Source organism: Bradyrhizobium iriomotense (assembly GCF_018130765.1).
Classification (GTDB): Bacteria; Pseudomonadota; Alphaproteobacteria; order Rhizobiales; family Xanthobacteraceae; genus Bradyrhizobium; species Bradyrhizobium iriomotense_A.
In genome coordinates this window covers 88,054-108,736 of record NZ_JAFCJZ010000010.1, presented here as the reverse complement: position 1 = coordinate 108,736, position 20,683 = coordinate 88,054, and the positions used below count along the sequence as shown (strand labels likewise).

Below are 20,683 nucleotides of genomic sequence, written 5' to 3'. Positions count from 1 at the left end.
GGGCTTTCGAAGCGGGGTCCGCCGCTTACCGGGCGTGTTTCATTGGGCATGAGACATCCCTTCACTCTTGCTGCGTCGGCGAATCGTAACGCCGGGGCGGCAGATCGCGCGAATGCCGCGAAAAGCTAGAAGGCGGGGATGGTCGATCTCTTCAGCATGTTCCGTCGGCGCCCCGCCAAGCGCGGCCGGCCAGGATTTGCACGGCAGGACATCACCGCCCTCGGTGACAGCGTCGGTGGCCTCGTGGCAAGCCCGGTGCGGGAGGCGCCGCCGATTGCCCGTGACCAGCCGATGCGCGCGCCCGACCAGTTCCAAGGAGACTATCAAGCGGACTATCAGGTCGATTACCAGGCTGACTATCAGGCCGAGGTGCCGCGGGCCCAGGCGGTCCACCCGGTCAGGGCGGCCGCAAAGCCGAACGGCGCCGGCGGACCGCAGCTCCTGAAGCGGCCGGGCTTCCTGGCTGTGCATAGCGTGGAAAAAAGCTTCGGCAGCCGCCAGGTGGTGCGCGGCGTCAGCATCTATGTGCGCCGGGGCGAGGCGGTCGGCCTGCTCGGCCCCAACGGTGCCGGCAAGACCACCGTGTTCTACATGATCACCGGCCTCATCAAGGCCGATCGCGGCGCGATCGAGCTCGACGGCCACGACGTCACGAAGCTGCCGATGTATCAGCGCGCGCGGCTCGGCATCGGCTATCTGCCGCAGGAAGCCTCGATCTTCCGCGGCCTCACCGTCGAGCAGAACATCCGCGCCGTGCTCGAAGTGGTCGAGCCCTCGCGCAAGAAGCGCGAGCAACAGCTCGACTCGCTGCTCGACGAATTCAACATCACGCGCCTCAGGAAATCACCGTCGATCGCGCTGTCGGGCGGCGAGCGCCGTCGCGTCGAGATCGCGCGTGCGCTGGCCACGCGGCCGAACTACATGCTGCTCGACGAGCCCTTCGCCGGCATCGATCCGATCGCTGTCGGCGACATCCAGGATCTCGTCCGCCATCTCACCAATCGCGGCATCGGCGTGCTCATCACCGACCACAATGTGCGCGAGACGCTCGGCCTCACCGATCGTGCCTATATCGTCTATGCCGGTGAAATCTTGACCGAGGGCAGCCCGGATGAGATCGTCGCCGATCCGGATGTCCGCCGCCTTTACCTTGGCGAGGAATTCCGCCTCTAGCCCTTTTTTGCGTTACGTCAAGACGTGTACATCGGGCTCGGACTAGGATAAGCAAAAATCGGACCAACTTTTCGGGATCGGTTCTTGCTTCATGGCGCTTACGCAGAGATTAGAGTTCCGGCAATCGCAGTCGCTGGTCATGACGCCGCAGCTGATGCAGGCGATCAAGCTGCTGCAATTGTCCAATCTCGATCTCACGACGTTCGTGGAAGAGGAACTCGAGCGGAACCCGCTGCTGGAACGGGCCAGTGACGAGGGCCCTGTCGGCGAAGCCCCGACTGAAGCCGCCAATTACGGCGATTCCGACGGCAGCCAGGGTGAAGGACAAGGCGAGGACGGCTTCAGCGGCAGCGCCGACGCCTTCGAGCCCGGCCAGGAAGAATGGATGAGCAAGGATCTCGGCACCCGCGCCGAGATCGAGCAGACCCTGGATACGGGCCTGGACAACGTCTTCTCCGAGGAGCCGGCCGAGACCGCCGCGCGCAACGCCCAGGACGCGGCGCCGACCACCTACACCGAATGGGGCGGCGGCGCCTCGGGTGACGAAGACTACAATCTCGAAGCCTTTGTCGCGGCCGAGACAACGCTGTCGGATCATCTCGCCGAGCAGCTGTCGGTTGCCTTCACCGCACCCGCGCAGCGCATGATCGGCCAGTACCTGATCGACCTCGTCGACGAGGCCGGCTATTTGCCGCCCGATCTCGGCCAGGCCGCCGAACGTCTTGGCGCGTCGCAGCAGGAAGTTGAGGACGTCCTTGCCGTGCTGCAGAAATTCGACCCGCCCGGCGTCTGCGCGCGCTCCTTAAGCGAATGCCTGGCGATCCAGCTCCGCGAGCTCGACCGCTACGATCCGGCGATGCAGGCCCTCGTCGAGCATCTCGACCTGCTCGCCAAGCGCGACATCGCATCCTTACGCAAGCTCTGCGGCGTCGACGACGAGGACATCGCCGACATGATCGGCGAGATCCGCCGGCTCAATCCCAAGCCCGGCATGAAGTTCGGCACGGCCCGGCTCCAGACCATGGTGCCCGACGTCTATGTCCGCCCGGGTCCGGACGGCGGCTGGCATGTCGAGCTCAACAGCGACACCTTGCCGCGCGTGCTGGTCAACCAGACCTACTATTCCGAGCTGTCGAAGAAGATCGGCAAGGACGGCGACAAGTCCTACTTCACCGATGCGCTGCAGAACGCCACCTGGCTCGTGCGCGCGCTCGACCAGCGCGCCCGCACCATCCTGAAAGTTGCAACCGAGATCGTGCGCCAGCAGGACGGCTTCTTCACCCACGGCGTCGCGCATTTGCGCCCCCTGAACCTGAAGGCCGTCGCCGACGCCATCCAGATGCATGAATCCACGGTGTCGCGCGTCACCGCCAACAAGTACATGGCGACAAATCGCGGCACATTCGAGTTGAAATATTTCTTCACGGCCTCGATCGCCTCGGCCGACGGCGGCGAGGCGCATTCGGCCGAAGCCGTGCGCCACCACATCAAGCAGCTGATCGATGCGGAGGAGCCCTCCGCGATCCTGTCGGACGACACCATCGTGGAACGGTTGCGCGCTTCGGGCATTGATATTGCCCGCCGCACGGTCGCGAAGTACCGCGAAGCCATGCGCATTCCCTCCTCGGTGCAACGCCGCCGTGACAAGCAGAGCGCTCTTGGTAACGTCCTCTCCACCGCACTGTCCGATCGCTCCCGCAACACCGAGCCGGCCTGATTGCGCTCGCGCCAAATCGCGCTACTCTCAATCCCCCATCGAGACCGGTCCAAGCATGCGCATGATCCGGAAAAGTGCACCGCGGGTTTCCGAGCGGACCATGCGCAGGGAACAACCCCAGCTGCGATGACGCGTCATCGCAGCTCGGCGTAACCAAGCGAGGCATCACATGACCCTTCGAATTTCGGGAAAGAGTGTCAGCGTCGGCGAGGCCCTGCGCGGCCGCGTTTCCGACCGGACCGAAGAGGTCCTGCGCAAATATTTCGACGGCAATTATTCCGGCCACATCACGCTCTCGAAGGACGGCTTCGGCTTCCGCACCGACTGCGCGCTGCATCTGGATTCGGGCATCACGCTGGAAGCCGATTCGAACGCGGCCGACGCCTATGCCAGCGCCGACCAGGCGCTCCTGATGATCGAGAAGCGCCTCAAGCGCTACAAGAGCCGGCTCAAGGACCGCTCGGCCCGCAAGACCCATGTCGCCAATGCGGCGATGGCCGCGCTCGATGCCACGGCTTACGTGCTGGAGGCCCCGGGCGAAGGGGAGGATGAGGCCGAGATCATCGGCTACAGCCCCGTGATCATCGCCGAGGCAACCACCTCGCTGAAGCAGCTCTCGGTCAGCGAAGCCGTCATGGAACTGGACCTCAGCGGGGCACCCTGCCTGGTATTCCAGCATGGCTCCAGCGGCCGGGTGAACATCATTTACCGCCGTGCCGACGGCAATGTGGGCTGGATCGACCCGCCCGGAGCCAAAGCCGACGGCAAGGCGGGCGGTTAGGGCCGAAAATTGGGCCCCGTATCAACCACAGGCCTTAACAATGACCGGGGCAAAGCCGCACGCAGGAGTTGGCACCGGGATTGCGTTGGAGTAGAAGCGCCCCACATCAGGATCGGGGCTAAGTCCCCCTCCTGCTTCACCTTCTTGACGCCGGCCCGGCGTGGTTCTTTCCAAGCTGGCCAATTCGGAACCTGACGGTTTAATTCACCTCGGAAACCTTCCATGCCGATTACCGATCTGGTCGCACCCGAGGCGATTCTCCCGGCATTGAAGGTCAACAGCAAGAAGCAGGCCCTGCAGGAGCTCGCGGCCAAGGCGGCCGAGCTGACCGGGCAGAACGAGCGCTCGGTGTTCGAGGTGCTGCTGCAGCGTGAGAAGCTCGGCACCACTGCGGTCGGCTACGGCGTCGCCATTCCCCACGGCAAGCTGCCCAAGCTGGAAAAGATTTTCGGCCTGTTCGCGCGGCTCGATCGCCCGATCGATTTCGAGGCGATGGACGGCCAGCCGGTCGATCTCGTCTTCCTGCTGCTCGCCCCCGAAGGCGCCGGCGCCGACCACCTCAAGGCGCTCGCCCGCATCGCCCGCCTCTTGCGCGACCAGGACATCGCCAAGAAGCTCCGCGCCTCGCGCGATGCCCAGGCGATCTATTCGGTGCTGGCCCTGCCGCCGGCGACCGCGGCTTAGTCCCTCCAGCCCGTTCGAACCCGCGCCGCGCCGTCTGCGACATATTTGCAGCCGGGGCGCTGGCGTATTTCGCCATCATATCCACCTGCGACCGGCCCGATTTCTGTACGGGGATATTGCCACATGATTTGCGGTTCGATTGGCCGGGCCTTTGGTCTGCTCTGCTCTGTCACCATTGCTACCACGGTCGCGGCCCACGCTGACGACGCGTCGAACGATCGTGTCATCGCCGAGAAGACCGAGATTATTGCGGCTGACCCGACCAATGCCGCGGCTTACGAGTTGCGTGGCGAAGCGTATTACATGAGGCGCGACAAGGATCGCGCCTTCGAGGATTGCAGCGCCGCAATCCGGATCGATCCGAATTTCGGCCGCGCCTATCATTGCCGCGGCCGCGCTTATTCCGCGAAAGGCGATCGGGATCATGCGCTGGCTGACTACAACGAAGCCATTCGCCTGGATCCCGGCTACGGACCGTCCTACACCTCGCGCGCCGAGGAATATTTCAACAAGCGTAATTTCGACCTCGCGATCGCGGGCTTCACCGAGGCCATCGAGCGCAGCCCCAAGCAGGCTTACCGTGCGCTCGTCATGCGAGGACAGGTGTATGCGGCGAAGGGCGATACCGATCGCGCCGTTGCCGATTACACCGAGGCGATGCAGCGGAATCCGGCGGCCGCGTGGCCCTACGAGCTGCGCAGCACCATCCATCTCAGCAAGGACGAGATCGATGCAGCTCTCGCTGACTGCGACAGCGCCGTCCGTCTGGAGCCCGCAAGTGCCGGTGGCCATTATTGCCGGGCCATGGTGTTCCTGAAAAAGGACGATGCCGACGGCACCATCCGGGAGCTGGATGACGTTACCAGGATCATGCCGTCTTTCGAGAAAGCCTATCTCGTTCGAGGCGTCGTCCTACACGGGAAGGGCGACGACAAACGCGCCCTTGCCGATCTCGACGAAGCGATTCGATTACAGCCGGGGAATTTGGACGCCTACAAAGATCGCGCCGGTGTGTTTCGGGACATGGGACAGCACGACCGCGCGCTCGCCGACTACAACGAGGCGCTTCGACTCGATCCCAAAAACCAGGATACGTTGGTCAATCGCGGCCTGCTCTACATGATGATGTCCGACGCCAAACATGCGCGCGCGGATTTCAACAGCGTGCTCGCGCTGCCGCCGAACGACAAATGGGCCGTCGACACCGCGCGCGAAGGGCTTGGTTTTGTGAAGTGATGGCGGCTTTCTGAAGTGACGGCTCTCGAAGAGCGTGTATCTCCGCTCTCGTGCCCCGGACGCAGCGCAGCGTTTCTTCAACGGTGCGCTGCAGAGCCGGGGCCCATGTTCACCGCGCTTCCCGCTGTTGTCCTGGGTCCCGGCTCTGCGTCGCACCGCTTCGCGCTGCGCCGCGTCCGGGACACGAGAGTTGAGCGCGCGGGAGCCTCATACTCCGTCATTGCGAGGAGCGAAGCGACGAAGCAATCCAGAATCGCTCCGCGGAAAGATTCTGGATTGCTTCGCGGAGCCTGTCATCGGGCCGCGCTTTGCGCGGACCCGTTGGCTCGCAATGACGACGCGGAAACATCATCGCACAAAATAAAAACGGGCACGCCCTCGCGTGAAGGCATGCCCGCTTGAAATCCTAATCGCGCGACGCGCGCGCTCAGTGCACGCTGACGGCTTGCAGCTCGTTGCTCCAGGCGTTGGCGATCGCGGCTTCGCGGCTGTCGGTCAGCATGATCGGCGTGCCGTCGGCGGCGTGGAGCGCGAAGAGCTTGAGGCCCGGCGCGATCTTGGGCGCTTCGGGGAACAGGTCCGGCACGTCCTCGGAACGGATCTGCTTCACATAGGCGATATGGCCTTCGCCGAGGGTTGCCAGCGTCTCCGGAGAGACGTTCTTGGCTTCGTATTCGAACGCAACGTGACCTTCACTCATGGTCTCGACTCCTCTGGAACACTAAGCGGTCGAGTCCGCTACTCGTTCCATTATTCGTGCTCATTGATAGCGATTGTCTTAACGATCCTCTCCGGTTCAGGCCGGGCCAGGTCGATCGACAACAACCCGTTCTTCAGATCCGCACCCAGCACCAGCATCCCCTCCGCCAGCACGAAGGTGCGCTGGAAGTGGCGCGCGGCGATGCCGCGATGGATGTATTGCCGGGTCTTGTCGTCCTGCTGCCGCCCGCGGATCACGAGCTGGTTTTCCTCAATGGTTACATCGAGTTGGTCGCGCGTGAATCCGGCGACCGCCAGCGTGATACGCAGCCGCTCGGGCTGGCCATCCGACCGGTCACACCTCTCGATATTGTAGGGAGGGTAGCCGTCGGCGCCTTTGACGACGCGGTCGAGCACGCGCTCGATCTCGTCGAAGCCCAGAAGGAACGGACTGGATAACGTGGGAACACGAGACATAGTTTACAAAGTCCTCTCGAAGCGACTTTGGTGTTTCGGGGCCCGATCAAGGCACCCCTTGGTCAGCAATATGGGCATATCCGCTTGTGGGTTCAAGGACGTAGCGGGGGCTGTGGATGGCCCGCTTGGCCGCCCACCCGCTCTGCCATCGCACAAAATGCTTACAATTCGTCATGGCCCCGAGACGGGCAGGCATGATGAATTTGCGGGGCGATTTATCCCAATGAAAACAGACCCCCTTCTACTGTGCATGGGGTTGTTTTCGCGCTTTTTTGATAGGGCAGGCGCGGGAAGCCGTCAGGCCTCGATCCGCGTCCGCCCATCGGCGCTGAACAAATGCAGCTTTGGGCGCACCGCTGCGACCCGGATCTTCTGGCCGATGGCGGGAGCGTCGGTTCCGGGGATGCGGACGATGATCTCGCCGGGCGGCAGCTCGCCCGGGGTGGCGGCGACGCGCTGGTCTTCCTGCTCGCGGGAGCCGTAGACGAAGGTTTCAGCACCGACGCGCTCGATGGCTTCGACCGTGAGCGGCAGGGCCACGCCGCCGGCCGGGGCCTGGTCGGTGATGACGAAGTCCTCGGGCCGGATGCCGACGATGTCGGCTTCAGTCGCGCTGCCACCGAGCTGCGATTTGATCTCGTCGGGGCGCGTCGACATCAAATTCATCGGCGGTGCGCCGATGAAGGAGGCGACGAAGGTCGTCGCCGGCTTCTCGTAGATCGCAAGGGGATTGCCGACCTGCTCGACCTGGCCGCCATTCATCACCACCAGGACGTCGGCGAGCGTCATCGCCTCGAGCTGGTCATGGGTGACGTAGATCGACGTCGTGTTGAGCCGGCGCTGCAATTTGCGGATCTCGACGCGCATCGCGATGCGCAGCTTGGCGTCGAGGTTCGACAGCGGCTCGTCGAACAAAAACACCTTCGGCTGGCGCACGATGGCGCGGCCCATGGCGACGCGCTGGCGCTGGCCGCCGGAGAGCTGGCGCGGCTTGCGCTCCAGCATCGCGGAGAGCTCGAGCACGCGCGCGGCTTCCGCGACGCGGGTCTTGATCTCGGCCTCCGCCATGCCGCGGTTGCGCAGGCCGTAGGCCATGTTGTTGTAGACGCTCATATGCGGATAGAGCGCGTAGTTCTGGAACACCATCGCGATGTCGCGATCGGCGGGCTCGATCTGGTTGACGACGCGGCCGCCGATGTCGATCTCGCCGCCGGTGACGGTCTCGAGCCCGGCGACCATGCGCAGCAGCGTGGACTTGCCGCAGCCGGAAGGGCCGACCAGCACGCAGAACTGCCCGTCCGCGACATCGACGTTGACGCCTTTGATGGCCTCGAAGCCGCCGGTGTAGGTCTTGCGGACGTTGCGCAGGGTGACGTTAGCCATGAAAACTCACTTCTTACTTTTCCGTCTCGACCAGGCCGCGCACGAACAATTTCTGCATGACGACGACGACGAACACCGGCGGCAGCATGGCCAGCACGGCGGTCGCCATCACGATCGGCCATTCAGTCAGCGCGTCGGTGGTGGTGATCATCTTGCGGATGCCGACCTGGATGGTCTGCATGTCGTCGCGGGTGGTGATGAGCAGCGGCCAGAGATATTGATTCCAGCCGAGGATGAACAGGATCACGAACAGCGCCGCCATGTTGGTGCGCGACAGCGGCAGCAGCGTGTCCCAGAAGAAGCGCAAGGGGCCGGCGCCGTCGATGCGCGAGGCCTCCAATAGCTCGTCCGGCACGGTCATGAAGAATTGTCGGAACAGCAGCGTCGCCGTGGCCGATGCGATCAGCGGCAGCGAAAGGCCTGCATAGCTGTCGAGCATGTGCAGGTCGGCGACGATCTTGTAGGTCGGATAGATGCGGACCTCGACCGGCAGCATCAGGGTGATGAAGATGATCCAGAAGATCGACATCCGGAACGGAAAGCGGAAATACACGATCGCGTAGGCCGAGATGATCGAGATCGCGATCTTGCCGATCGCGATCGCCAGCGCCATCACCAGCGAATTGAGCATCATGTTGCCGACGGGCTCGCGGGTCGAGCCGCTCGTGCCGACGAAGATGGTCTGGTAGTAGACCTCGAAGAAATGGCCGCCCGGCAGCAGCGACATCTGCCCGTTCGCGATCAGCGCGTTGTCCTGGGTCGAGGCGATGATCGCGATGTAGACCGGGAATGCGACGATCGCGATTCCGATCCAGAGGATGAAATGGGCGACGTAGCGCCTGATGCCCTCGTCCTCGACCATCAGTACGTCACCTTGCGTTCGACGAAGCGGAACTGGATGCCCGTGAGCACGATGACCATGATCATCAGGACCACCGACTGCGCCGCCGAGCTGCCGAGATTGCCGCCGAGCAGGCCGTCCGAATAGACCTTGTAGACCAGCGTCACCGTCGACGTTCCGGGACCACCGCGGGTCATGGTGTCGATGATGCCGAAGGTGTCGAAGAAGGCGTAGACGATGTTGATGACCAGCAGGAAGAAGATGGTCGGCGACAGCAGCGGGAAGGTCACGGTCCAGAACCTGCGCATCGGCCGCGCGCCGTCGATCGCGGCGGCCTCGAACACGCTTTTCGGGATCGCCTGCAGGCCGGCGAGGAAGAACAGGAAATTGTAGGAGATCTGCTTCCAGGCGGCGGAGAGGATGATCAGGCCCGCGGCCTGGTTGCCGTCGAGCAGCGGATTCCAGTCGACGCCGGCCGCGCGCAAGTAGCGCGAGATCACGCCGAGCGAGGGATGCAGCATGAAGATCCAGAGCACGCCGACCACGGGCGGCGCGACCGCATAGGGCCAGATCAGCAGCGTGCGGTAGAGCATCGAGCCGCGCAGCGGCTTGTCGGCCATCACGGCGAGCAGCAGCGCAAACGACAGTGACGAGATCGCGATCGCGAACGAGAAGAAGAAGGTGCGGACGACCGCTTCGAAATAGGCGGGCTCCCTGAACAGCTCGATGTAATTTTCGAACCAGACGAAGCTGGTCGAGAGGCCAAAGGCATCCTGGAGCAGGAAGGACTGGATCACCGCCTGCAGGGCCGGCCAATAGAAGAAAATCAGGACGATCGCGAGCTGCGGCGCAACCAGCGCGTAGGGCAACAGCTTCGATTGGAAAATGGCTTGCTTTTGCATGATGCCCCGGAAGCGGCAGGCCGGGTGACCGGCCTGCCGCCAGTCGCCTTACTTCACGGCGGTCTTTTCGAACTGCCGCAGCATGGTGTTGCCGCGTTCGACGGCGGCGTCGAGTGCCTGCTTGGCGGTCTTCTTGCCGGCCAGCGCCTGCTCGATCTCTTCCGACCAGACGTCACGCAGCTGAACCATGTTGCCGAGGCGCAAGCCGCGCGAATTGTCGGTCGGCTCCTTGTTGGTCAGCTCGATCAGCGGCGTCTCGAGATAGGGCTGGTCCTTGTAGAAGCCCTCTTCCTTCGCCTTGGCGTAGGCCGCCTTGGTGATCGGCAGATAGCCCGAGGCCTTGTGGATGTAGACCTGACGATCGGTGTCGGAGAGGAAGGTCAGGAATTTCGCGACGCCCTTGTAATCGTCGGCCGGCTTGCCGCCCATCACCCAGAGCGAAGCGCCGCCGATGATCGAGTTCTGCGGCGCGCCCTTCACGTCTGGATAATACGGCATCGGCACCGCGGTGAAGTTGAACTTGGCCTGTGCCTTGACGTTGCCGAAGAACGCCGACGAGGTCAGGTAGATCGGGCATTCGCCCGAGGTGAAGCGGCCTTCGCCGGTGTTGGTGCGGCCGGCATAGTCGTAGACCTTGGTCTTCTGCAGCTCGACCAGGTTTTCGAGATGCTTGACCTGGAGCGGGCCGTTGAACTCCAGCACGGTGTCGAAGCCGTCGAGGCCGTTGGCCTTGCTGGAGAGCGGCGTGTTGTGCCAGGCCGAGAGCTGCTCGAGATTGACCCAGGTCACCCAGGAGCCGGAGAAGCCGCAGGTGTCGTGACCGGCCGCCTTCAGCTTCTTGCCGGCCTCGAACACTTCAGGCCAGGTCTTGGGGATCTCGACATTGGCCTTCTTCAGCTCGTCGAGATTGATCCACATGACCGTGGACGACGAGTTGAAGGGGAACGACAGCATCTCGCCCTTCGAGGTCGAGTAGTAGCCGGTGATCGCGGGCAGGTAGTTCTTCGGATCGAACTTCTCGCCGGTCTCGGCCATCAGCTTGTAGACCGGCTTCACGGCGCCGGTCGCGGCCATCATGGTCGCGGTGCCGACTTCGAACACCTGCATGATGTGCGGAGCGTTGCCGGCGCGGAACGCGGCGATGCCCGCGTTCATCGTGTCGGGGTAGTTGCCCTTGTAGGTCGGGATCACCTTGTAGTCGGTCTGCGACGCGTTGAAGTCGTTGGCCAGCTTGACGATGACGTCGTTGTTGGCGCCCGTCATCGCATGCCACCACTGGATTTCGGTCACGGCCAGGGCCGGCGAGGCGCCGAGACCAACCGTGAGTGCAACAGCTGCAGCCGCGCCAAAATGTCGAAGAGCCATCAAGAAAACCTCCCTTGCCCGTCACTAAAGAAGCGCTTGCGCTAGCAGCGCCATATGACGTTCACATGACTGTGTAAGCGGCCGAAACGAAAGCGGCAAGCGCTGGAAAAGGGAAGCCGTCAAATAGGCGAATGCGGCGCGGACGACCGCAGCCGTTCGCGCTGCACTATCGTGCCCGCGCCGCAGTGCGGCATTGGATGATGTGAGGACGATCGGGCCGCGGGCTCGAAAACCTCTCCCGCTTGCGGGAGAGGTCGGATCGCAAAGCGATCCGGGTGAGGGCTTCCTCCTCTGGGGGATTGCCTCGTTGTGGAGACACCCTCTCCCCAACCCTCCCCCGCAAGCGGGGGAGGGAGCGCACCTGCGTTGCCGCTCGATTTGTTCTGATCGACTAGCGCTTGCGCTCGGGGCCGCAGACCGTGCCCTTTTCGACCATCGCGTCGATCTCGGCTTTGGAGTATCCGAATTCGCCCAGCACCTCCGCTGCGTGCTGGCTGAATTTCGGCGGCAGGCGGCGCAGGCTCGGCTTGCTGCGATCGAGCCGGATCGGCGAGGCCACGCCCTTGTACCAGTCCTTCTCGATAATATCGCCGCGGTAGATCGTGTGCGGGTTCGTCAACGCCTGATCGATCTTCTGCACGGGACCTGCGGGCAGGCCGGCCGCGAGCAGGCGATTGCACAGCGGCTCGGCCTCATGCTGGCTGAACACCGCGGCCAGCTCGGCGCGCAGCGCCTCGCGATTGGCGATGCGATCCTTGTTGCGGGCAAAGCGCGGATCGGTGCCGAGCTCGGGCTTGCCGATCTCCTTGGCGAGCTTGCGGAAGGTGCCGTCATTGCCGACGCCGATGAAGATGTTGTCGGTCTTGGTCGGGAAGATCGCATAAGGCACGAGGTTGGGATGCTCGTTGCCGGTGAGGCCGGGCGGCTTGCCATGCATGAAATAATTCGCGGTGTGCGGATGCATGATTGCAAGGCCGGTCTCGTACAGCGTCGTCTCCAGGAACTGGCCCTTGCCCGAACGCTGCCGCTCCGACAGCGCCATCAGGATGCCGATCGCCGCATAGAGGCCGGTGGTGATGTCGACCAGCGGCACGCCGATCCGCATCGGCCCGCTCTCGGGCGAGCCGGTCGCCGCGATCATGCCGGTCATGGCCTGGATGATGGCGTCATAGCCGGGATTGCCGCCGCGCGGGCCGTCGGCGCCGAAACCGCAGATCCGGCAATGCACGAGGCGCGGGAATTTCTCGCGCAACACGTCATTGCCGATGCCCCATTTCTCCAGCGTGCCCGGCTTGAAATTCTCGATCAGGACGTCGGCGGTCTCCAGCATCTTCAGCAGCACGACGCGGCCGCCCTCGGAGGCGAGGTCGAGGCCGATCGAACGCTTGTTGCGATTGATGCCGACGAAATAGGCCGCATCCTCCTCGTGGAAGGGAGGCCCCCATTCGCGCACCTCGTCGCCCGCGGGCGGCTCGACCTTGATGACGTCGGCGCCATGGTCGGCAAGGATCTGGGTGCAGTAGGGACCGCCGAGCACGCGCGTGAGATCGATGACGCGCAGTCCGCTCATTGCGCCCAAAACGGCTTCAGTCATGCCTTCGCTTCCCCTGTGTCGATCGTTGGATCACAGGCCTAGCGAGGTTTTTTTGCGCCAGCAATGGCGCGCGGGCGTGGAGCCGTATGCGCCGCCGCGCGGCCATCCCGCGAGGTGGCAAATCAAGCGGAAGCGGCCGGCCCGAGGGGGATCCCGGGCCAGCCAATCCGCCGTTCCGATCAGACGACCGTCAGGCGAACGTCGACATTGCCGCGCGTGGCATTGGAGTACGGGCACACCTGGTGCGCCTTCGCGACCAGCGCCTCGGCCTCCGCGCGGGCAAGGCCCGGCAGCGAGACGGCGAGATCGATGTCGAGACCGAAGCCGCCCTCGGAGCGCGGGCCGATGCCGACGGTCGAGGTGACGGAGGCATCAGTCGGAACCTTCGGGCCGCCCTGCGAGGACACGAACTTCATTGCGCCGATGAAGCAGGCGGCATAGCCGGCCGCGAACAGCTGCTCGGGATTGTTGCCGGCGCCGCCGCCACCGCCGAGCTCCTTCGGCGTGGTGAGCTTGACGTCGAGCGCGCCGTCGAGGGTCGCAGCATGGCCGTCGCGGCCGCCGGTGGCCTTTGCGCTGGTCTTGTAGAGGACGTTCACGGACATTTTCGTCTCCTCGGGTCTTTCCGGGTTGGGGTGTGATCCTTATTGCAGACAATTAGATTGTGCGCAATCTAATTCGAGATGCCTCACATTTAATTGTTCGCAATTGAATGTGCCGCCGGCCGGCCCCAGAATGGGTGAAACGCGTGAGATTCTTTATGGCCCGGAAATCATCGGCGGTGGACCCGCTTCGCCTCGACAACCAGATCTGCTTCGCGGTCTATTCGGCCGCGCACGCCTTCAACCGCGTCTACAAGCCGCTGCTCGATCGGCTCGGCCTGACCTATCCGCAATATCTGGTGATGCTGGTGCTGTGGGAGCACGACGACGTGCCGGTCAAGGAGATCGGCGAGAAGCTGTTCCTGGATTCGGGCACGCTGACGCCGCTGCTCAAGCGGCTCGAAGCCGCCCATCTGGTCAAGCGCACCCGCTCGCGCGAGGACGAGCGTCAGGTCTTGATCGCGCTGACGGCGCAGGGCCATGCACTGAAGGAGAAAGCGCGCAGCGTGCCGCAGTCGATCCTGGCGGCGTCGGACTGTTCGGTATCGGAGCTGGTGACGATGAAGGACGAGATCGTCGCGCTGCGCGACCGGCTGAACGCGGTGATTGGGGAGTAGGCGGGATTTAATTCAAAACCCGCCTTCGCCCTGCGGGCTTCGGCGAGGCAGCCTTCGCTTCGCGAAGGCTGGTGGAGCCAGGCGGGATCGAACCGCCGACCTCTTGCATGCCATGCAAGCGCTCTCCCAGCTGAGCTATGGCCCCTTAAGTCTTCCAGTTGGGAGGATCCTGGGGGATCCATCCCGGCCGGCGAGCCTAAGCGACTCGCGCGGTGCACCCTTTTTCACAGATCAGGACTGATCTCAAGTCTCTTCATCACCTCCGACATCACCAATGATGTCGGTCACGTCCTCATCGCCCTCTTCCTCGTCGGCGATGAAGGTCGAATCGTCGTCATCGTCGTCATCGAGGGTCTCGTCGACCTCGATATCGTCCTCCGATTCGGGCACGGCGGCCTTGACCTTGCCGGTGTTCTCCTCGGCGTCGGCCTCCTCGAGCGAGACCTCCTCGACCTCTGCCGGCTCCGGCGTGGCATCCGCTGTCGCCGCGTGCCGGGCTTCGGCGCCGCGGGGTACGCGGGCGGGCGCAACTGGGGCGATCGGCACCACTTCGCCGGTATAGGGCGAGATCACCGGATTCTTGTTGAGATCGTAGAACTTCTTGCCCGTGGTCGGGCAAATACGTTTGGTTCCGAGTTCGGACTTGGCCACGGCAGGAATCCTGGGAATGTCTGAAAAGCGGTGCTTCACTTGGCTAGTTGGCGGCCCGCTGTCAATAGCGCATTACGGGAGAAAGACATGCCCGTGACGGGGCGCAGACCATGTGGTACCTGCGCGCCAGCCCCAAGGATGCATCCAAGGGCCTATCCAAGGACACAATCTTGACCCATTCCGACCAACCGAGACCGCTCCAGTCTCGCGCCAGCGGTCCCCTGACCGGGAAAGTACGGGTGCCCGGGGACAAGTCGATCTCCCATCGCGCCCTCATCCTGGGCGCGCTTGCGGTCGGCGAGACCAGGATTTCCGGCCTGCTGGAGGGTGAGGACGTCCTCAATACCGCCAAGTCGATGCAGGCGCTGGGCGCCAGGGTCGAGCGCACCGGTGAGTTCGCCTGGAAGGTGAACGGAGTGGGTGTCGGCGGCTTCGCCCAGCCCAAGGCGGCGCTGGATTTCGGCAATTCCGGCACCGGCTGCCGGCTGGTCATGGGCGCCGTTGCCGGCTGCCCGATCTCGGCGGTGTTCGACGGCGACGCCTCGCTGCGCAGCCGCCCCATGCGCCGGATCCTCGATCCGCTCGAAAAGATGGGTGCGAAGGTCGTCTCCGGCGGCGAGGGCGGGCGTCTGCCGCTGACCCTCCAGGGAGCGCGCGATCCGCTGCCGATCACCTACAAGACCCCAGTCGCCTCGGCCCAGATCAAATCGGCCGTGCTGCTCGCGGGCCTCGCCGCGCCGGGCACGACCACCGTGATCGAGACCGAGGCCAGCCGCGACCACACCGAGCTGATGCTGAAGCATTTTGGCGCGGACATCACCTCGGTGCAGGAAGGTCAGCACGGCCGCCGCATCACGCTGGTCGGCCAGCCAGAGCTGCATGGCGCCAATGTCGTGGTGCCCGCCGATCCCTCATCGGCTGCGTTCCCGATCGTTGCGGCGCTGATCGTCGAGGGCTCCGACGTTATGCTGTCCGACGTCATGACCAATCCGCTGCGCACCGGCCTGTTCACCACGCTGCGTGAAATGGGCGCCTTCATCGAGGAGAGCGAAGTGCGGGGCGATGCCGGCGAGCCGATGGCGCAATTGCGCGTGCGTGCGTCAAAGCTGCGCGGCGTCGAAGTGCCGCCCGAGCGCGCGCCCTCGATGATCGACGAATATCTGGTGCTGGCGGTGGCGGCGTCTTTCGCCGAAGGCACCACCATCATGCGCGGCCTGCAGGAGCTGCGCGTCAAGGAATCCGATCGCCTGGAGGCCACCGCCGCCATGCTGCGCGTCAACGGCGTCAAGGTCGAGGTCTCCGGCGACGATCTGATCGTCGAGGGCCGCGGCCATGTTCCCGGTGGCGGCACCGTCGCCACCCACATGGACCATCGCATCGCGATGTCGGCGCTGGTGATGGGCTGCGCCTCCGACCAGCCCGTGACCGTCGACGACACCGCCTTCATCGCCACCAGTTTCCCGGACTTCATTCCGATGATGCGTTCGCTAGGGGCCGAGTTTTCATGATTATCGCCATCGACGGGCCCGCGGCCTCGGGCAAGGGGACGCTCGGCAAGCGTCTCGCCCACCATTACGGTTATCGTCATCTCGATACCGGCGTGATCTACCGCGCGGTGGCCTATGCCCTGATGCAGTCCGGTCTTGATCTCCGGGACGAGGCGGCCGCGGTGCAGGCCGCCTTGGAGCTCGATCCCGAAAAGTTCGGCAATCCCGCCCTGAAGACCCAGGAGGCCGGCGAGGGCGCCTCGATCGTCTCGGCGATCCCCAGGGTTCGTGAGGTCCTGGTCAATTTTCAGCGGCAATTCGCCGCCGATCCGCCCGGCGCCGTGCTTGACGGCCGGGATATTGGAACCGTGATCTGTCCCCATGCCGACGTGAAGATCTTCGTTGTCGCCGACCCCAAGGTTCGCGCGCGCCGCCGCACCATGGAGGCCAAGGCCAGGGGCGAGGAGGCCGATGAGGCCGCCGTGCTCGCCGACATCATCCGGCGCGACGAACGCGACAAGAACCGGCCGATTGCGCCCTTAAAACCGGCCCCGGATGCTTACTTGCTAGATAACTCCCAACTGGATATAGAAGGCGGCGTCCGGGCCGCCATCGACATTATCGAGGCCGTCCGAGCGGGCCGGTCGCGGGGTTAAGCCGCTGCCGTCACTGGAGGAAGCGCCCGCTCCCGCTCTTTGAGGTCGATACTCTCGGTCCCTGTTTTGGGACCGGCGCGATCCAGGCACCGGACATAAGATTTTCACGTATCGAACGCGCGGGCCTCAGCCGGCCCGCTTCCGCTGTTCCGCCTTTTAGGCCGGAGCAGCGAGCGGTCGCTCGAAGGTTTTGCGGACCTTCCGACACTGCGTGTGCGATGCGCCCATGAACCCAACGGCCGGCAAGACTTCCGCAACTGGAGAACAAATGGCTTCGACTTCTGCTGATACCTATAGCCCGTCGCGTGACGATTTCGCCGCGATGCTCGACGAGTCCTTCGCAGGTGGCAACCTGCAGGAAAGCTCCGTCGTCAAGGGCAAGGTGGTTGCAATTGAAAAGGACATGGCCGTCATCGACGTCGGCCTGAAGACCGAGGGCCGCGTTGCCCTTCGCGAATTTTCCGGCCCCGGCCGTGACAGCGACCTCAAGGTCGGCGACGAGGTGGAAGTGTTCCTCGATCGCATCGAGAACGCCCTCGGCGAAGCCGTGCTGTCGCGCGACAAGGCGCGCCGCGAAGAGAGCTGGGGCAAGCTCGAGAAGGCCTTCCAGAACAACGAGAAGGTCAACGGCGTCATCTTCAACCAGGTCAAGGGCGGCTTCACCGTCGACCTCGACGGTGCCGTGGCCTTCCTGCCGCGCTCGCAGGTCGACATCCGTCCGATCCGCGACGTTGCGCCGCTGATGAACAACTCGCAGCCGTTCCAGATCCTCAAGATGGACCGCCGCCGCGGCAACATCGTCGTCTCCCGCCGCACGGTTCTCGAAGAGACCCGCGCCGAGCAGCGTCAGGAGCTGGTGCAGAACCTCGAAGAGGGTCAGGTCATCGACGGCGTGGTCAAGAACATCACCGACTACGGTGCGTTCGTTGACCTCGGTGGCATCGACGGCCTGCTGCACGTCACCGACATCGCGTGGCGCCGCGTCAACCACCCGACCGAGGTGCTCTCGATCGGCCAGACCGTGAAGGTCAAGATCATCAAGATCAACCACGAGACGCACCGCATCTCGCTGGGCATGAAGCAGCTGCTGGACGATCCGTGGCAGGGCATCGAAGCCAAGTACCCGCTGGGTGCCCGCTTCACCGGCCGCGTCACCAACATCACCGACTACGGTGCGTTCGTCGAGCTCGAGCCGGGCATCGAAGGCCTGATCCACGTCTCCGAGATGTCGTGGACCAAGAAGAACATGCACCCCGGCAAGATCGTGTCGACCTCGCAGGAAGTCGACGTGCAGGTGCTGGAAGTCGATTCCGTCAAGCGCCGCATCTCGCTCGGCCTCAAGCAGACCATGCGCAACCCCTGGGAGGTCTTCGTCGAAGGTCACCCGACCGGTTCGGTGGTCGAGGGCGAGGTCAAGAACAAGACCGAGTTCGGTCTGTTCCTGGGTCTCGAGGGCGACGTCGACGGCATGGTCCACCTCTCCGACCTCGACTGGAAGCTTCCGGGCGAGCAGGTGATCGACAACTACAAGAAGGGCGACATGGTGAAGGCCGTGGTGCTCGATGTGGACGTCGAGAAGGAGCGTATCTCGCTCGGCATCAAGCAGCTCGAAGGCGACCCCTTCGCCGAGCCGGGCGATGTCAAGAAGGGCGCGGTCGTGACCTGCGAAGTGCTCGAAGTGAAGGAGAGCGGTATCGAGGTGAAGATCGCCGGTACCGACTTCACCACCTTCATCAAGCGCTCGGAGCTCGCCCGTGACCGCAACGACCAGCGCGCCGAACGCTTCGCCGTCGGCGAGAAGGTCGATGCCCGCGTGATCCAGTTCGACAAGAAGGCCCGCAAGGTCCAGGTGTCGATCAAGGCGCTCGAAGTCGCCGAAGAGAAGGAAGCCATCGCGCAGTACGGCTCCTCGGATTCGGGTGCGACGCTCGGCGACATCCTCGGCACCGCGCTCAAGAACCGCGACAACAAGTAAGCGAAACGTTCGTTTTGCTGCATCGAAGCCCCGGCGCGAGCCGGGGCTTTTTTGTTGCGGCCTCCACGAACTCCGCTGTCGTCCCGGACAAGCGCGCTCTAAGCGCGCGTAGATCCGGGACCCATAACCACAGGGAGCGGTTTGGGCGCGGGCTGGTAACTCCAAGTCTTCGCCAAACTCAATCCTGTGGGTATGGATCCCGGATCAGCGCTCCGCTTCGCTGCGCTTGTCCGGGATGACGAGGAGCGTGTGACAGGGGCTCGGCCTCCACCTGCCAAGCCTTCATTTCTTCAAATTGCACCGCAATTGATGTATCCAGACAAGCCAATGCTTAACTTGTGACGGCACAACGCCTCTGGCCTTTCATTTGGAGATATTCCGATGTCGCTCGATTCGGACATCATCGTCGATCGCCGCAGGATCCGCCGCAAGCTGACGTTCTGGCGCGTCATGGCCGCGCTGATCGCGATCGCGGCGATTGCGAGCTTTGCGCTGATCGCGACACCCGGTGCGCGCGGCACGTTCGCGGCCGCCGGCTCGATCGCGCGGGTCCAGATCGAGGGACTGATCCGCAGCGATTCCGATCGCACGCAGGCGCTGGAGCGGCTGGAGAATTCGCAGGCCGCCGCCGTCATCGTTCACATCAACTCGCCGGGCGGCACCACCGCCGGCTCCGAGCAGCTCTATGACTCGCTCGTGCGGCTGAAGGCGAAGAAGCCTCTCGTCGTCGTGGTCGAAGGCCTGGCTGCCTCGGGCGGCTACATCACGGCGATCGCGAGCGACCACATCGTCGCCCAGCAGAGCTCGCTGGTCGGCTCGATCGGCGTTCTATTCCAGTATCCCAACGTCACCGAGCTCTTGAAGACCATCGGCGTCAAGGTCGAGGAGGTGAAGTCCTCGCCGCTGAAGGCGGCGCCCAACGGATTCGAGCCGACAAGTCCCGAAGCGCGCGCGGCGCTCGATGCGCTCGTGAAAGACTCCTACGCCTGGTTCAAGGGACTGGTGAAGGAACGGCGTGGCATGGATGACGCACAGCTCGAGAAAGTAGCTGACGGCCGCGTCTTCACCGGACGCCAGGCAATCGATCTCAAGCTGATCGATCAGATCGGCGACGAGAAGACGGCGGTGACTTGGCTGGTCGAGCAGAAGGGTGTCAAGAAGGGGCTTTCGGTTCGCGATTACAAGCTCCAGCCGCGCTTTGGCGACCTGCCGTTCCTCAAGACCGCGGCCGTCGTGACGCTGGAAGCGCTTGGTTTTGGCTCGATCGCGCATCAAATCGGACAAACCGGGGTCGCGCAGGCGGTCGACCGCCTCGGAATGGATGGAATGCTGGCGTTGTGGCAGCCGGCCACATCAAACTGACTGGGGCGAGCGAGTTCCCGAAGTTTTTCTCGCACTGCGAGTGTCGGGACAGCCCGCTTTTTCGGCATTTGTCACGCACTTTCACGACGCTCAACCTTGATTTAGCGTCTTGACAGATCACGGTATTTTCACGGAAATGGTCATCCGCACGCTCCCGGGTCCTATCTCTCGATGATCAAATCCGAACTTGTTCAGCGTATCGCCGAGCACAACCCGCATCTGTACCAGCGGGATGTCGAGAACATTGTGAATGCGATTCTCGAAGAGATCGTAGCGGCCCTCGCACGCGGTGACCGCGTCGAGCTGCGCGGCTTCGGTGCCTTCTCGGTCAAGCATCGTCCGGCGCGCGCCGGGCGCAATCCACGCACCGGCGCCCATGTGCCCGTCGATCAGAAGAGCGTTCCGTTCTTCAAGACCGGCAAGGAAATGCGCGAGCGGTTGAACCGCGACCATCCGGATCCCGGCGCGGCGGACTGAGGCC

The 20,683-nt window shown here is 63.8% G+C and carries 20 protein-coding genes and 1 tRNA gene; 11 read left to right on the top strand and 10 right to left on the bottom strand.

Features of this window, described 5'->3' with window-relative positions:
• Positions 1 to 138: 138 nt before the first annotated feature.
• From lptB to JQ635_RS18635, 5 genes are all read left to right on the top strand, one after another.
• Positions 139 to 1,173 carry an LPS export ABC transporter ATP-binding protein gene (lptB, locus tag JQ635_RS18655; protein ID WP_211411289.1) on the top strand — a complete coding sequence of 345 codons (1,035 nt, stop codon included), beginning with the start codon at positions 139 to 141 and terminating at the stop codon, positions 1,171 to 1,173.
• A 91-nt stretch (positions 1,174 to 1,264) separates the two neighbouring features.
• Positions 1,265 to 2,890, top strand: a complete 1,626-nt coding sequence (rpoN, locus tag JQ635_RS18650) for an RNA polymerase factor sigma-54 (protein WP_211411288.1) — start codon at positions 1,265 to 1,267, stop codon at positions 2,888 to 2,890.
• Between the two features lie 169 nt (positions 2,891 to 3,059).
• Complete coding sequence (gene hpf / locus JQ635_RS18645; RefSeq protein ID WP_211411287.1) at positions 3,060 to 3,671, top strand: ribosome hibernation-promoting factor, HPF/YfiA family; 612 nt, start codon at positions 3,060 to 3,062, stop codon at positions 3,669 to 3,671.
• 222 nt (positions 3,672 to 3,893) lie between these two features.
• The gene (gene ptsN / locus JQ635_RS18640) at positions 3,894 to 4,355 is read left to right on the top strand and encodes a PTS IIA-like nitrogen regulatory protein PtsN (protein WP_008141251.1); all 462 of its coding nucleotides are present in this window, start codon (positions 3,894 to 3,896) and stop codon (positions 4,353 to 4,355) included.
• Positions 4,356 to 4,400: 45 nt separating this feature from the next.
• Positions 4,401 to 5,591: a tetratricopeptide repeat protein gene (locus JQ635_RS18635; protein WP_246583625.1), complete on the top strand. Its 1,191-nt coding sequence runs from the start codon at positions 4,401 to 4,403 to the stop codon at positions 5,589 to 5,591.
• Positions 5,592 to 6,018: 427 nt separating this feature from the next.
• On the opposite strand, the gene JQ635_RS18630 is transcribed toward JQ635_RS18635, so the two are convergent.
• The 8 genes from JQ635_RS18630 to JQ635_RS18595 all read right to left on the bottom strand — a co-directional run bounded on the left by JQ635_RS18630 (position 6,019) and on the right by JQ635_RS18595 (position 13,457).
• Positions 6,019 to 6,291 carry a DUF1150 family protein gene (locus tag JQ635_RS18630; RefSeq protein ID WP_035704148.1) on the bottom strand — a complete coding sequence of 91 codons (273 nt, stop codon included), beginning with the start codon at positions 6,289 to 6,291 and terminating at the stop codon, positions 6,019 to 6,021.
• A gap of 50 nt (positions 6,292 to 6,341) precedes the next feature.
• Positions 6,342 to 6,767: an Hsp20 family protein gene (locus JQ635_RS18625; RefSeq protein WP_011083554.1), complete on the bottom strand. Its 426-nt coding sequence runs from the start codon at positions 6,765 to 6,767 to the stop codon at positions 6,342 to 6,344.
• Positions 6,768 to 7,064: 297 nt separating this feature from the next.
• Positions 7,065 to 8,150: a sn-glycerol-3-phosphate import ATP-binding protein UgpC gene (locus JQ635_RS18620; protein ID WP_211411286.1), complete on the bottom strand. Its 1,086-nt coding sequence runs from the start codon at positions 8,148 to 8,150 to the stop codon at positions 7,065 to 7,067.
• 13 nt (positions 8,151 to 8,163) lie between these two features.
• The gene (gene ugpE / locus JQ635_RS18615; RefSeq protein WP_211411285.1) at positions 8,164 to 9,012 is read right to left on the bottom strand and encodes a sn-glycerol-3-phosphate ABC transporter permease UgpE; all 849 of its coding nucleotides are present in this window, start codon (positions 9,010 to 9,012) and stop codon (positions 8,164 to 8,166) included.
• On the bottom strand, positions 9,012 to 9,893 hold the full coding sequence (gene ugpA / locus JQ635_RS18610; protein ID WP_211411284.1) for a sn-glycerol-3-phosphate ABC transporter permease UgpA: 882 nt from the start codon (positions 9,891 to 9,893) through the stop codon (positions 9,012 to 9,014). Before ugpA ends, ugpE begins: the two co-directional genes overlap by 1 nt.
• A 48-nt stretch (positions 9,894 to 9,941) precedes the next feature.
• Positions 9,942 to 11,258: a sn-glycerol-3-phosphate ABC transporter substrate-binding protein UgpB gene (ugpB, locus tag JQ635_RS18605; RefSeq protein WP_211411283.1), complete on the bottom strand. Its 1,317-nt coding sequence runs from the start codon at positions 11,256 to 11,258 to the stop codon at positions 9,942 to 9,944.
• Positions 11,259 to 11,649: 391 nt separating this feature from the next.
• A complete protein-coding gene (locus tag JQ635_RS18600) occupies positions 11,650 to 12,852 on the bottom strand; it encodes a CaiB/BaiF CoA transferase family protein (RefSeq protein ID WP_211411282.1) in 1,203 nt (400 codons plus the stop codon).
• 179 nt (positions 12,853 to 13,031) lie between these two features.
• Positions 13,032 to 13,457: an organic hydroperoxide resistance protein gene (locus JQ635_RS18595; RefSeq protein ID WP_211411281.1), complete on the bottom strand. Its 426-nt coding sequence runs from the start codon at positions 13,455 to 13,457 to the stop codon at positions 13,032 to 13,034.
• Between the two features lie 155 nt (positions 13,458 to 13,612).
• Here JQ635_RS18595 and JQ635_RS18590 point away from each other — a divergent pair, with 155 nt between their 5' ends.
• The gene (locus tag JQ635_RS18590) at positions 13,613 to 14,071 is read left to right on the top strand and encodes a MarR family winged helix-turn-helix transcriptional regulator (protein WP_211411280.1); all 459 of its coding nucleotides are present in this window, start codon (positions 13,613 to 13,615) and stop codon (positions 14,069 to 14,071) included.
• 69 nt (positions 14,072 to 14,140) lie between these two features.
• Here the strand turns inward: JQ635_RS18590 and JQ635_RS18585 are convergent.
• Positions 14,141 to 14,216 (bottom strand) — tRNA-Ala (locus JQ635_RS18585).
• 98 nt (positions 14,217 to 14,314) lie between these two features.
• Positions 14,315 to 14,722 (bottom strand): TIGR02300 family protein, encoded by a 408-nt coding sequence (locus JQ635_RS18580; RefSeq protein ID WP_211411279.1) that lies wholly within the window; start codon positions 14,720 to 14,722, stop codon positions 14,315 to 14,317.
• 110 nt (positions 14,723 to 14,832) lie between these two features.
• On the opposite strand from JQ635_RS18580, the gene aroA reads away from it, so the two are divergent.
• The 5 genes from aroA to JQ635_RS18555 all read left to right on the top strand — a co-directional run bounded on the left by aroA (position 14,833) and on the right by JQ635_RS18555 (position 20,679).
• Positions 14,833 to 16,230 (top strand): 3-phosphoshikimate 1-carboxyvinyltransferase, encoded by a 1,398-nt coding sequence (gene aroA / locus JQ635_RS18575; RefSeq protein WP_433996568.1) that lies wholly within the window; start codon positions 14,833 to 14,835, stop codon positions 16,228 to 16,230.
• Entirely contained in the window at positions 16,227 to 16,865 is a 639-nt protein-coding gene (cmk, locus tag JQ635_RS18570) for a (d)CMP kinase (protein ID WP_211411277.1), read from the top strand. Before aroA ends, cmk begins: the two co-directional genes overlap by 4 nt.
• A 268-nt stretch (positions 16,866 to 17,133) precedes the next feature.
• Positions 17,134 to 18,840 (top strand): 30S ribosomal protein S1, encoded by a 1,707-nt coding sequence (gene rpsA, locus JQ635_RS18565; protein ID WP_027576919.1) that lies wholly within the window; start codon positions 17,134 to 17,136, stop codon positions 18,838 to 18,840.
• Between the two features lie 381 nt (positions 18,841 to 19,221).
• A complete protein-coding gene (gene sppA / locus JQ635_RS18560) occupies positions 19,222 to 20,202 on the top strand; it encodes a signal peptide peptidase SppA (RefSeq protein ID WP_211411276.1) in 981 nt (326 codons plus the stop codon).
• Between the two features lie 171 nt (positions 20,203 to 20,373).
• Positions 20,374 to 20,679 carry an integration host factor subunit beta gene (locus tag JQ635_RS18555; protein WP_008539997.1) on the top strand — a complete coding sequence of 102 codons (306 nt, stop codon included), beginning with the start codon at positions 20,374 to 20,376 and terminating at the stop codon, positions 20,677 to 20,679.
• Positions 20,680 to 20,683 lie beyond the last annotated feature (4 nt).